The organism is Massilia sp. CMS3.1 (assembly GCF_051262535.1).
Taxonomy (GTDB): Bacteria; Pseudomonadota; Gammaproteobacteria; order Burkholderiales; family Burkholderiaceae_D; genus Telluria.
Genome location: NZ_JBIMES010000001.1, coordinates 1 through 12,335 on the forward strand (window position 1 = coordinate 1; position 12,335 = coordinate 12,335).

At 64.0% G+C, this 12,335-nt stretch carries 13 protein-coding genes, 1 tRNA gene and 1 pseudogene; 12 read left to right on the forward strand and 3 right to left on the reverse strand.

What is annotated here, in order from left to right:
• The coding region (locus ACHAC9_RS00005; RefSeq protein WP_435755871.1) for a right-handed parallel beta-helix repeat-containing protein at positions 1-556 on the forward strand (556 nt) is incomplete at its 5' end.
• Between the two features lie 353 nt (positions 557-909).
• Positions 910-1,077: a hypothetical protein gene (locus ACHAC9_RS00010; RefSeq protein WP_435755873.1), complete on the forward strand. Its 168-nt coding sequence runs from the start codon at positions 910-912 to the stop codon at positions 1,075-1,077.
• 63 nt (positions 1,078-1,140) lie between these two features.
• Here ACHAC9_RS00010 and ACHAC9_RS00015 read toward each other — a convergent pair whose 3' ends face one another.
• Positions 1,141-1,836 carry an SOS response-associated peptidase gene (locus ACHAC9_RS00015; RefSeq protein ID WP_435757215.1) on the reverse strand — a complete coding sequence of 232 codons (696 nt, stop codon included), beginning with the start codon at positions 1,834-1,836 and terminating at the stop codon, positions 1,141-1,143.
• A 110-nt stretch (positions 1,837-1,946) separates the two neighbouring features.
• Between ACHAC9_RS00015 and ACHAC9_RS00020 the strand changes: the two genes are divergently transcribed.
• From ACHAC9_RS00020 to ACHAC9_RS00035, 4 genes are all read left to right on the forward strand, one after another.
• The gene (locus tag ACHAC9_RS00020) at positions 1,947-2,330 is read left to right on the forward strand and encodes a hypothetical protein (protein ID WP_435755875.1); all 384 of its coding nucleotides are present in this window, start codon (positions 1,947-1,949) and stop codon (positions 2,328-2,330) included.
• A 10-nt stretch (positions 2,331-2,340) separates the two neighbouring features.
• Positions 2,341-2,538 carry a hypothetical protein gene (locus ACHAC9_RS00025; protein ID WP_435755877.1) on the forward strand — a complete coding sequence of 66 codons (198 nt, stop codon included), beginning with the start codon at positions 2,341-2,343 and terminating at the stop codon, positions 2,536-2,538.
• Between the two features lie 228 nt (positions 2,539-2,766).
• Positions 2,767-3,564, forward strand: a complete 798-nt coding sequence (locus ACHAC9_RS00030; RefSeq protein ID WP_435755878.1) for a TorF family putative porin — start codon at positions 2,767-2,769, stop codon at positions 3,562-3,564.
• A 32-nt stretch (positions 3,565-3,596) separates the two neighbouring features.
• Complete coding sequence (locus ACHAC9_RS00035; protein WP_435755880.1) at positions 3,597-5,603, forward strand: methyl-accepting chemotaxis protein; 2,007 nt, start codon at positions 3,597-3,599, stop codon at positions 5,601-5,603.
• A gap of 46 nt (positions 5,604-5,649) precedes the next feature.
• On the opposite strand, the pseudogene ACHAC9_RS00040 reads toward ACHAC9_RS00035, so the two are convergent.
• Positions 5,650-6,250, reverse strand: a pseudogene (locus tag ACHAC9_RS00040) (PepSY domain-containing protein).
• Positions 6,251-6,404: 154 nt separating this feature from the next.
• A complete protein-coding gene (locus tag ACHAC9_RS00045) occupies positions 6,405-6,800 on the reverse strand; it encodes a translational machinery protein (RefSeq protein ID WP_435755882.1) in 396 nt (131 codons plus the stop codon).
• A 291-nt stretch (positions 6,801-7,091) separates the two neighbouring features.
• Here ACHAC9_RS00045 and ACHAC9_RS00050 point away from each other — a divergent pair.
• From ACHAC9_RS00050 to ACHAC9_RS00075, 6 genes are all read left to right on the forward strand, one after another.
• Positions 7,092-7,178, forward strand: a tRNA-Leu gene (locus tag ACHAC9_RS00050).
• Positions 7,179-7,365: 187 nt separating this feature from the next.
• Entirely contained in the window at positions 7,366-8,157 is a 792-nt protein-coding gene (locus ACHAC9_RS00055) for a hypothetical protein (RefSeq protein ID WP_435755884.1), read from the forward strand.
• Between the two features lie 34 nt (positions 8,158-8,191).
• Positions 8,192-10,423, forward strand: a complete 2,232-nt coding sequence (locus ACHAC9_RS00060; RefSeq protein ID WP_435755886.1) for a penicillin acylase family protein — start codon at positions 8,192-8,194, stop codon at positions 10,421-10,423.
• A gap of 1 nt (position 10,424) precedes the next feature.
• Positions 10,425-11,000, forward strand: a complete 576-nt coding sequence (locus ACHAC9_RS00065; RefSeq protein WP_435755888.1) for a sugar O-acetyltransferase — start codon at positions 10,425-10,427, stop codon at positions 10,998-11,000.
• 75 nt (positions 11,001-11,075) lie between these two features.
• A complete protein-coding gene (locus tag ACHAC9_RS00070) occupies positions 11,076-11,627 on the forward strand; it encodes a thymidine kinase (protein WP_435755890.1) in 552 nt (183 codons plus the stop codon).
• A 13-nt stretch (positions 11,628-11,640) separates the two neighbouring features.
• Positions 11,641-12,198 carry a hypothetical protein gene (locus ACHAC9_RS00075; RefSeq protein ID WP_435755892.1) on the forward strand — a complete coding sequence of 186 codons (558 nt, stop codon included), beginning with the start codon at positions 11,641-11,643 and terminating at the stop codon, positions 12,196-12,198.
• Positions 12,199-12,335: the final 137 nt, after the last annotated feature.

Consider the following 12,335-nt stretch of genomic DNA (forward strand, 5'->3'; position numbering starts at 1 on the left):
GCACGATATCGGTCCTGCCGGCTGTACGTATGTGCAAGGCATCTATCACAGCACGTCGGGTTCGATCAAGAACAACGTGGTCTACCGCGTCGGTTCGGCAGCGATCCACCTGTGGCACGATGCAACGAACCTGAAGATCACCAACAACACGGTGAGTGCGTCGAACTTCGGGATCATCGTCGGCGGTGGCGATTACTACTTCACGAGTGCCGGCGCGAACAACGTGCACGTGCACAACAACATCGTGTACGACAACAAGTACGGTATCTCGGAACAGGGCAAGACCGGCACCGGCAACACGTACAAGAACAACCTGGTGTTCAAGAACACGACGTATGCCTGGCAGCTGCGCAATGGCTTGAAGCACACCGGCACCATCAGCTCGGACCCGCTGCTGGCCGGCTACTCGCGCACCGCCGCGATGCCGAATTTCAAGCCAAGCACGAGCTCGCCGGTGATCGGCCGCGGTATCGCGACCTATGCCCATCCGACCGACATCGACGGCAAGCCACGTAACACCAGCACCGGTGTCGATATCGGCGCTTACCAGCACTAATCAGCGAGTTCGATATCGAAATTGCTCGTCAAGCCTGTCGGCTTGACGCCCCCGCGCAGCCGCAAGGCGCGCGGGTTTTTTTTGCGAAAAAATTAAGTGTATTGAGTTGGCGCAAATACTGATTGCAAATGCGTATTGAACAGCAGGATGCTTCGTGTAGAATCAATTCCTTCATGTGCTTGTCGATGTCCACACAGCGCCACCGGCACCCCTGTCGCCAGGCGACTCGCCCGGCTCGCCTGATCTCGGCCGACGCGGCGCGTCATGCCCGAGCATCCCGACCTGTTGTCGCTCACGGCGGTTCTGCAGTCCCGCATTTGCCGGGTTTCCGGAAGTTACGTAATGGAGTTGAGATGAACACAGAAGACGATTCGACACAACAGATGGGCACGAATGGCGTCCGTCCGCGCCGCACTATCGCCAAGCAGGTAGTGGAACGCGGCCAGCGCCTGCGTACCCGCGCCGGCGTGCTGATCGGTATGTCGCTGGGACTGGTGGCGCTGCTGACCGTCCTCGAATAAACCCGGCCTGACATTTCCGGGAGCACGCCATGGCGCACGCGCCCTGTGCGGCCCCGCGGCATGCTACTCGGGCATCGGCAGCGCCATCTGCGCTCTGTCGGTAGTCGAGCGGTTCATTTCCGGCCTTACCTTGAACCACTCGAAGGCATCGGGCGGCAGCGCCGCATGGCGCGCCAGCTCGAGCGCCTGTTCGGGACTGATAGCCGGATCGAGCCAGAGAGCGGCGCTGGCAGCGTCGAGCACGACCGGGCGCCGGTCGTGGATGTCGAGCATGCCTTCGGCGGCGTCGTCGGTGACGATCACGAAACCGGCTTCGGCGCGGTTTTCGGTAGAGGCGCCGAAGTTCGCCAGCGCCAGCATGAACAGCGGCGCGCGGTCCTTGCGGTGGATGTGCCAGGGCTGCTTTTTCCCCTTTTCGCCGGTCCATTCGTACCAGCCGTCAGCCGGCACGATCGCGCGGCCGTTCTTCAGCAGCCGGCTCCAGTAGCGATTGCTCAGCTTGTCGAGGCGGGCGTTGATGGAGATCGGAAGTTTGCCTTCAGCCCATTTTGCGCGATAACTCCAGAACACGTCGTCGATGCGATGTTCGCCATCCTGGATGTGCATGAGGGGGCGGTACGTCCCGGGCGGCACGTTGTAAGCGGGCGTCGATTCGCTGTCGTACACGGCATCGGCCCAACCGAAGACGTTCGCATAAAATCTCGCCGTTTGGCTTTGGTCAAATCGTCCACACATGGGGTCATGGTACTGCAGAATCATGCGCCGCACGATTGCCCTGCTCGAGGGGAGCGGGGCAGGGCCCAGGTGGTGCTATGCTGTACAAACGACAAGCAAATGGAGAAGGTACTATGGCGGGAGCATGGCTGAGAGTGTTGAAGTCCGTTCCGTGGAGCGAGGTCATTTCGGCCGCGCCCCAGGTGGCAAGCAGTGCGCGCCGGCTGTGGGACACGGTCGGTGGGAAAGGCGTGCGGACACCAAATACCGAGCTCGACGAAGCGGTCGCGCACATGCCCCTCGACGACGGGATGGCGATGATCGCCGTTCAGGTGGAACAGCAGGACATCGCCATCACCCAGCTGCAGGGCCAGATGCGCGACGCGTCGAGGCTGATCGCGGAGCTGGCCGACCAGAACGCCCAGCTGGTGGCGAAGCTGCAGGCCGCGCGCGAGCGCCTGACCCTGATTGGCTTCACTGCGGCGGCCTCAGGCGTGCTGGCCATCATCGCGCTCAGCCTGGTGCTGGCCCGTACCTGAGGGCCGAGCCGTGAAATTTGTTCTGACCCTGTTCGCAAGCTTCGTCTTCATTGCGATGCTGATGAATTCCGGGCGCAAGCGCGGCATGTTCGGCAAGGACGCCGACAAGGCGGTGACGGGTCTCGCCACCGCGATGCGGTATTTTCTGTATGGCCTGCTTGCCGTCGGCGCCGCCGCCATCGCGGTGCTGATCTACCAGGGCAGTTAGGCAACGGGCGCCCGCGCAGCGTGGTGCGTCGGGCTTCCTCCCGTGTTATCAATCCTGGATGCCATCCTGTTCACTGTGTTGTGCCGATGATGCAGAAAAGCAAGAGAATCGTGGTTGCCCTGTCATGAAATCCGGGATCGGCGGCAGAGAAGCATAGAATTCGCGTAGGAATTGCCCTACGGAATTTTTTACCTCTGACCGAGGCGCCACGCGCCCCCACCGCCACCGATGACCTTCATCACCCGACGGCACTTGCCGCTTGCATGCCTGCTCCTGTCCGCACTGCCGTTCGCGCACGCCGATCAACCTGCCGGCTGCGCGCCTGAGAGCGCCTGGAGCATGACCGGCAACGCCGCCATCGCTTCGCAATACGTGTCGCGCGGCTTTCGCCAGACCTGGGGCAAACCTGCGCTGCAAGGCGGCATCGACATCGCCCATGCCAGTGGCTGGAGCGCCGGCAGCTGGGTGTCGAATGTCAGCGGGCGCTACATCGAAAACGGCAAGCTCGAATGGGACTTGTACGCCGGCTACAGCGGCAGTCTGGGCGCCGTCGGTTACAGCCTGATGGCGGTCTACTACAAGTATCCGGGCGCTGTCATTGGCGCCACCGGGACCCGTTTCGACTATGGCGAACTCTCGGCCGGCCTCAGCTACAAATCGGTCTACGCCAAATACAACACCACGCTGACGCGCGACTTCTTCGGCGTCACGAACGCGCGCGGCAGCGGCTATTTCGATGGCGGCGCGAATCTTCCGATTGCACAGGGCACCACGCTCAACCTGCATGCCGGCCAAGGCCGCGTGGCCGGCGCCGGTAACGACTACTGGAACTGGCGCGACGTGAAAGTCGGCCTGACCCGCACCCTGCACGGCGGCTGGAGCGTGGCCGGGGCATACACCCGTGCCTATGGCGCAACCCATGCCTACGACCGCTACAGCACCGGCGTGCCCGACGCGGCCGGCCGCATCGCCTATTCGAATCCAGCGCAGGGCAGCGTTGTCCTGACCCTGACCCGCAACTTCTGAAGCGCCACTCCAGCACCCTTACCCGAACTCCCATGACAACTCCCTCGACTTCTGCACGTCCGGCGCGTTTCGCGCTGTCGCTCAACGCGCGCATCTGCACAACCGCCACCTTTCTCGTCGTCCTCAGCCTGGGCATCACCTCGACCTTCATCGGTTTCAAGGGCAGCGCAGCATCCGAAGAGGCGGCGCTGCGCCTGGCGCACACTGCTGCGCGCGAAACCGCCAGCGTGCTCGAAGGGCGGATCGGCGCCAACCTGAAAGCGGTCGACGTCCTGTCGGCCAGCGTCGCCGCGACGCTGGCCGGCGGCGAGCCGCTCGCACGTACCCAGCTGGGCGCGGTCACCAGGGGCGTGCTGCTGGGTGCATCCGACCTTGTCGGCTCGGCCGTGACGATGGAGCCGGACGCACTCGACGGCAAGGATGCCGAGTTCGCCGGCAAGAAGCCGGAGTACGACGACAGCGGCCGCTTCATGCCGTACTGGACGCGTGCCGAGGACGGTGCGATCCGGGTCGAGCCGATCGTCTTCGACGGCACCCCGACCACCGACGGCTGGTACGACATTCCGAAAGCCAGCGGCAAGCGCTATTTCTCCGAGCCATACGCGTACCCGATCAACGGCAAGCCAGTGCTGATCGCTTCGCTTGTGGTGCCGATCATGGTCGACGGTAAGTTTAAGGGCGCGACCACCGGCGACATCATGGTCTCCAAGCTGTCGGCGATCCTGGCCGGCATGAAGCCGATCGAAGGCGGCGTGCTGACGCTGGTGTCGAACGGCGGCTTGTACGCCAGCCACCCGGATGCGGCGCGCAACGGCAAGAAGGCCGACGACATCCCGGCCGCCGCGTTGGAAAACATCCGCCAGGGCAAGCCTTATACGTTCACGGATGACAAAGGCATGGTGCGCCTGCTGCAGCCGCTGCGTCCGCACCCGGAGATGGCGCCATGGGCAGTCCAGCTCAGCTTCCCGCACGCTGTCGCCACTGCCTCGGCGCGCGAACTGCTGACCTATTCGCTATTCGTCTCGCTCGCCTGCGCCGTGCTGGCGGCGTTCGCGATGGTCACCGTGCTGTACCGACTGATGCGCCCGGTGCGCGCACTGGCCGCCACCATGCACGATCTGGCCGGCGGCAATGCCGACCTGTCGGCGCGCCTGGAGGTGCGCGGCAGCGATGAACTGGCCACGATCGCCGACGGCTTCAACAGCTTCGTGGCGAAGATCCAGAATGTCCTGCTGAGCGTGCGCAGCAGTTCCGACAGCGTTGCCGGGGCCAGCCTCGAGATCCGCCAGGGGAACGCCAACCTGTCGGCACGCACCGAACAGCAGGCCAGCGCGCTGGAAGAGACGGCCGCCTCGATGGAAGAACTGACCTCGACCGTGCGCCAGAACGCCGACAACGCCCGCCAGGCCAACCAGATGGCGGCCTCGGCATCGCAAGTAGCGGTGCGCGGCGGCGACGTCATGGCGCAGGTGGTCGACACCATGGCCTCGATCGACGCTTCCTCGCGCAAGGTGGTGGACATCATCGCCGTGATCGACGGCATCGCCTTCCAGACCAACATCCTGGCGCTGAACGCGGCAGTCGAAGCAGCCCGCGCCGGCGAACAGGGCCGCGGCTTTGCGGTCGTGGCGAGCGAAGTGCGCAACCTGGCGCAGCGCAGCGCGGCCGCCGCGAAGGAGATCAAGGGCCTGATCGGCGACTCGGTCGACAAGGTCGGCATGGGTTCGATGCTGGTGCGTGAAGCCGGCCAGACCATGCAGCAAGTGGTCGACAGTGTGCGCCGCGTGACTGACATCGTCAGCGAAATCAGCGCCGCCAGCGCCGAGCAGAGCACCGGCATCGGCCAGGTCAACCAGGCCATCGTGCAGATGGACGATGCGACCCAGCAGAACGCAGCCCTGGTCGAGCAGGCCGCCGCCGCCACCGAAAGCCTGCAGGAACAGGCGGCGACCCTGGTGGCCCTGGTCGGTGAGTTCCGCCTCGACAGCGCGGCCGCTCCTGGCGCCGGTCGCCAGCTCGCCCTGGCGGCACCGCGCTGAGCGCGGCGCAATGCACCCTGGCGCCCAGGCGGGCGCGGCGCCGCCCTCAGGCCCGCCGCGTCCGCTGCAGCACCAGCCATTCCAGCACCAGCACGACCGCCGCCGAGATCCCCAGTAGCGGCATCAAGACGCACATGGCGGCAGCGCCGATCAGGGCAGGGGGGCCCGACACCAGCGAAAACAGCACCCCGGCGCCGAACAGGAACAGCACCAGCTGGTTCCACAGGCCGAATTCGCCGCGGTGGAATGGAATGCCGACGGCGGTCGCCTTGCCGAAAGCCGTTTGCTGACTCCACCCGGCGCGGTGCAGCACGCGGCCGTCGTAGGCGTCCAGCACCAGGTCGAAGCGCCTGGTCGGGCTGGTGCGGTCTGCCCCGGCCGTGCGGCACCCGTGGCGATGCCTGCCCGGCGGCGTCGCGCAGGCGGCGCACCGGCTCGCCCGCATACTGGCTCCACGTAATGCCGGTCATCACCATCACCAGGCTCAAGAGGCCAAGCGCGACCCCGGCGAACGCATGCCACTCGCGCCACGCGGCACGCCCTCTTTTGTCGGCGCGCGGCAGGCCACCCTGGCCAGGGCGCGGCCACCATCGATAACAACCCGTCAGCAGCATCACCAGCATCGCGCTGGCCGCCAGCTCGATCATCCAGCGCCAGCCGTCGCCCTGCAGCAGGCGCGAGTAACGCGAGCGCCGAATGGACGGCGCCGCAGAGCCTGCGATGTGCGCACAAGGGGCAGCGAACGAAAAAAAACCCGCTTTGCCGGGACGGCAAGCGGGTTTCAATCACTGCTCAAGCTTGTTACTGCATGCCGCCGGCGCTGACGAAATGCTGACGCGCGTAGGCAAGCAACTGGCCGTCCGACGGATGATCCACCGTCTCGACCGCTTTGATCTTGCCGGCAATGGCAGGCAGCTTGTCGTTCAGATAGCTGACGAAGGTCGTCTTCTCTTCCGCAGGCCCGACCACCAGGATCTGCTCGCTATCGGTCAGGGCGTTGGCGATGTCTTTGTAGAAGAGCGTGTTGTCATCGCCATTGACATGGTTGTCGCCGTGCTTCTGGTGCGGATGTGGATGGGTCGAGTGCGTCTTAAGCGACTCCGACTCCGACGCGTTTTTGTCGAAGTGGATGATTTGGGCTTTGGTATGGTCGAGCCAGACAACGGCGTTATTGAATGATGACATGGTTGCTTTCATAGGAGTGCATGACGTCAAGTGCATCTTTGGCCGCCGCGTTGGCAGCGACAAGATGACGACGTCGGGCGGATGCGGGCTGAGATGCGCTTGCCCGCAACCGAAGAATGGAAATACCGTCAGGTCGCCGGCGGTTCACGGTGACTGACAACAAGGCCAGCATAACGCATGCCGCGCTTCGGGTAAGTGCGGTACCACACCGAGAACGGTGGACGCCTGCTGCCCGGGCGCTCGCTCCCGCGGTCTTGCAACTTTGAACGCATTGCGTCACGGCTGTGCTAGAATCCTGCCGCTGCCCGGATGGTGAAACTGGTAGACACCCGGGACTTAAAATCCCGTGCTCGCAAGGGCGTGCCGGTTCGATTCCGGCTCCGGGCACCACTGTCATTCGCAATACAAGGCCAAAGCAAGAAACCCGTTGATCTCTTCTGACAGCGGGTTTTTTTACGTCCCGACCGGGCTCGGGAAAGGGCGCCAGCCTATGGCCGGGCCATCGGATGGTGTAGCATGCTCACCGGCGCAGAGAAGCTTCGAATGAGCGCCGTGACAAGAGCTGCAAGGACCTGAATTGACCACCACTATTATCATCAACGACCAGCTGCGTGCTTTCGTCGACCCGCTGAGCGATATCGAACACGATGCCCTCGAACGCAGCCTGCTGGCCGAGGGCTGCCGCGACGCCCTCGTGCTGTGGCGCGACGTCCTGATCGACGGCCACAACCGCTACGAGATCTGCCGCCGGAACAACATTCCATTTCGCACCATCCACAACAACAACTTCGAGACCATCGAAGATGTCATGCTGTGGATGATCGATAACCATCTGGCGCGCCGCAGCGTCTCGGATTTCCAGCGCGGCTTGCTGGCACTGAAGAAAAAAGAGATCGTCAGCGCGCGCATGGCCCAGAAAATGGCCGACGCGCCGCCGGCGCCGGACCCGGACGACATGGATCCGCGCCCGCCGCCGCCTTGGAATACGCGCGAGGACGTCGCGAAAGCGGCGCGCGTATCGAGCAATACCATCAGCCAGATCGAACGCATCCAGAAGGCGGCCACGCCGCAACTGGTCGAAGCGGTGCGCTCGGGCACGATCTCGATCAACGCCGCCGCCAACGTGTCGCAACTGCCGGAAGAAATGCAGATTGCCGCCGTTGCCGGTGGCCGCAAGGAACTTCAGCAGGCGGCGCGCCAGGTGCGCGAGCAGAAGGCGGCGAACAAGCCGAAGAAGCTCGGGCCCGACGGCGAACCGGTCGACGAAAAGGCCGCCTTGAAAGCGGAGATCGCCGCGCTGAAAGACCGCATGGCGACCTTGCTGACGGAGAACGAGGTCCTCAAACAAAAGCTGGCCCACGCTACGTGAACTAAATAACGATAACAACACCGGAGAATCGCGCATGATCCTGTCCCGTTTCGCAGCAATCACCTTGGCCGGCACGGTGTTCGCCGTCGCCGCCCCGTTTCCTGCGCTAGCCGAGCAGCCAGCTCCGGCAAGCGTAGCGGCCACAGCCCCCAGCGCGGCGGAACTGGCGCGCTGGCAAAAGACGGCGAAGGAGGTCACGATCATGCGCGACAAATGGGGCATTCCGCACGTGTTCGGCAAGACGGACGCCGACGCCGTGTTCGGCATGCTGTACGCCCAGGCCGAGGACGACTTCAACCGCGTCGAACTCAATTACATCAATGCGATGGGGCGCCTGGCCGAAGTCGAGGGCGAGAAGGAAGTCTGGCGCGACCTGCGCATGAAGCTCTACATCACCCCAAGCGACATGCAGGCCAAGTATGCAGCCAGTCCCGCCTGGCTGAAGGACTTGATGAATGCCTTCGCCGACGGCCTGAATTTCTACCTGCACACCCATCCTGACGTCAAACCAAAGCTCCTCACCCGGTTCGAACCGTGGATGGCGCTGTCCTTCAGCGAGGGCAGCATCGGCGGCGACATCGAATCGATCGAGCTGAAGGACCTGGAAGCGTTCTACGGCAAGCTGCCGAAGCTGGCGCTTGCCGACAATCGCAATCTGCACGACGCCGAACCGCGCGGCTCGAACGGCTTTGCGATCGCGCCGAAGCTGTCCGCCTCCGGCCATCCGCTGCTGCTGATTAATCCGCACACCTCGTTCTACTTCCGTCCCGAAATCCACATGGTCAGCGAAGAGGGCCTGAACGCGTATGGCGCCGTGACCTGGGGCCAGTTCTTCATCTACCAGGGTTTCAACGACAAGGCCGGCTGGATGCATACCTCGGGCGGCGGCGACGTGATCGACGAATACCTCGAGACCGTCGTCGAGCGCAAAGGCAAATTCTTCTACAAATATGGCGGGGAGGAGCGCGCCCTGCGCGCCGTCCCGGTGAGCCTGCCGTACAAGAAGGCCGACGGCAGCATGGGCAGCCGCAGTGTCACGGCGTACTTCAGCCACCACGGCCCGATCGTGAGAAGCGACAATGGCAAATGGGTCGCCGTCAAAATGATGGACGAGCCGGTCAAGGCGCTGACCCAATCGTATTCGCGCACCAAGGCGAAGAACTACGCCGCCTTTTACAAGGCGATGGAATTGCGCACCAATTCCTCGAACAATACGGTGTATGCCGACGCGGATGGGAATATCGCTTACTTCCACGGTAACTTCATTCCGAAGCGCGACCCGAGATTCGACTGGTCCAAGCCGGTCGACGGCAGCAATCCGGCCACGGAATGGCAAGGCCTGCACGCTATTCCAGAGACGATCACCCTCTTCAATCCTGCCAGCGGCTATATCTCGAACACGAACAACTGGCCCTTCAGTGCCTCCGGCGCCAACAGCCCGAAGCGCGAGGACTATGCGGACTATATGTGGTCGCTGCCCGAGAATGCGCGCGGCGTGCACGCCGAGCGGGTGCTGAAGGACGCGAAGGCGCTGACCTTGGAGAGCCTGATCGCCAGCGCCTACGACAGCTACCTGACGGCCTTCGAGCCGCTGCTGCCGCAGTTGGTGAAGGACTTCGATGCGCTGCCCGCAGGCGACGCGCGCAAGGGCGCGCTGGCCGGGCAGGTGGCGAGCCTGCGCGGCTGGGACCTGCGTTTCGCGGCGAACTCGGTGCCGACCGCGCTGGCCGTTTACTGGGGCCAGGAAATGGTGGCGGCGCACGCGCCACGCGCACGTGCGGCCAACATTCCCACGGTCGATTTCATCACGACGAAACTGAATGCCGACGAGCGCCTCGAGGCATTGCATCGCGCCAGTGCGAAGCTGACTAAAGACTTCGGCACCTGGAAAACCCCGTGGGGCGAGATCAACCGTTTCCAGCGCATCAGCGGTGATGTTCAACAGGAATACGACGACAGCAAACCGAGCTGGCCGGTTGCCTTTACCTCGGCGAACTGGGGTTCGCTGGCCTCGTTCGGCATGGTCGCCAAGCAAAAAACCAAGCGCATCTACGGCGACCGCGGCAACAGTTTCGTCGCCGCCGTCGAATTCGGCCCCAAGGTGAAAGCGAAGAGCATCCTGGCCGGCGGCCAAAGCAGTGATCCGGCCTCGAAGCATTTCGCCGACCAGGCCGAGATGTACAGCCGCGGCGAGTTCAAGGATGTCTTGTTCTACAAGGAAGACATCCAGAAGCAGCTGGAGCGCAGCTATCACCCGGGGCAATAACATGGACAACGGCGCAAAAAGCGAACTGGAAAAAATGCTGGCAGGCGAGCTCTACCACGCCAGTTGCGCGGAGATCCAGCCCGAGCTCGCCGCCTGCGCCGCCTGGCTGGCACGCTACAACGCGGCGCTCGGTGAAGTCTCGAGCGTCTGGGACGCGCTGCTGCGCGAGCGCCTGGGGGCAGTGGGCGAGGGCGCGCTGCTGCGTCCGCCGTTCTACTGCGACTACGGCAGCAACATCCACCTCGGCAAGAATGTCTTCATCAACTACAACTGCGTGATCCTCGACGTCGTGCGCGTCACGATCGGCGAGGAAACCCGCATCGGACCGGCCGTGCAAATCTACGCGGCCGACCACCCGCGCGACCCGGATGTGCGGCGCAGCGGCCTCGAATCCGGTATTCCCGTGACGATCGGCAGCAATGTCTGGATTGGCGGCGGCGCCATCATCCTGCCTGGCGTGACGATCGGCGACAACGCGATCATCGGCGCCGGCAGCGTGGTGACGCGCGACGTGCCGTCCGGGGTCACCGTGGCCGGCAATCCGGCGCGCGTCCCAGGCAGTATGGCCAAAGGCTGAGCTGGCGCGGGCACTACCCCGCGCGCTATAATTTCGCTTCAGTTCTTCATCTTCACTAGGCGCACGGGCACGGTAGTGGCAAAACTCTATTTCAGGTACTCGGCGATGAACGCCGGCAAGTCGACAGCGCTGCTGCAGGTCGCCCATAACTACGAAGAGCAGGGCCAGCAGGTCAAGCTGTACACGGCGGCGATCGACAACCGCTACGGCGTCGGCCTGATCACCTCGCGCCTCGGTCCCCAGCGCGAAGTCGATACCTTCGACGGCGGCACCAACTTCCTGGCCGCCGCGCCCGCGGTCGCCTGCGTGCTGGTCGACGAGGCGCAATTTCTCGCCAAGGAACAGGTCCAGCAGCTGCACCAGCTAGCCCAGGTGCGCGGCGTGCCCGTCATTTGCTATGGCCTGCGCAGCGATTTTCGCGGCGACCCGTTCCCGGGTTCGGCCTATCTGCTGGCGCTGGCCGACGACATCGAGGAAATCAAGAACATCTGCAGCTGCGGCAAAAAGGCGACGATGAATATCCGCGTCGACGATACCGGGCGCCGACTCCGCGAAGGCGAGCAGGTCAGCATCGGCGGCAATGAACACTACCGCCAAGCCTGCGGACGCTGCTTCTACAGCCACTGAAACCTTATAAAGGATGAGCCTGCTGCCTGCCTGCACGGCCGTGCTGCCGGGCTTCCTGTGCGGCCACGCCGACATCCTGCTGTACCTGGTGCCATCCGGCGCGCTCGCCTTCCTGTTCTGGATGCTGTCGCGCGCGCATCCGGCCTTCTTTCTCCTGACCGCAGCCGGCACCCTGTGCCACGAGCTCGCGCATTTCGGCGCCGGCCTGCTGACCAATGCCGAGCCGACCAAGATCAGCCTGTTCCCGCGCCGCAAGGGAAAAGTCTGGGAACTCGGTTCGGTGAGCTTTTCCAACCTGCGCTGGTACAACGCTGCGCCGGCCGCGCTGGCGCCGCTGTCGATCCTGGTGCTGCCGCTGGCGGTGGCCGCCTGGCGCACCAGCCCCGGCTGGCGCTTCGCGCCGATCGACCTGTTGATTGCCGTGCTGCTGGCGCCGCAATTCCTGTCGTTCTGGCCGTCGCCCGTCGACTGGCGCCTGGCGGCGCGCTCCTGGCCATGGCTGATCGTGCTCGGGCTGGGTGGCGCCTTGTACCTCTGGCATGACTTGTTGTTTCGACTCGTACGGGGCTGAGCGCGCGGCTTAAGCGAGCCTTAACAGGGGACGTACGCCCCGCACAAGCCAACTCGACGCGCGCCCGCGTTCCTGTAGAATGGGTTCGCACGCTGTCGATACCGCAGGTATCCGGCGTCCACTTGCAGTTACCCAAG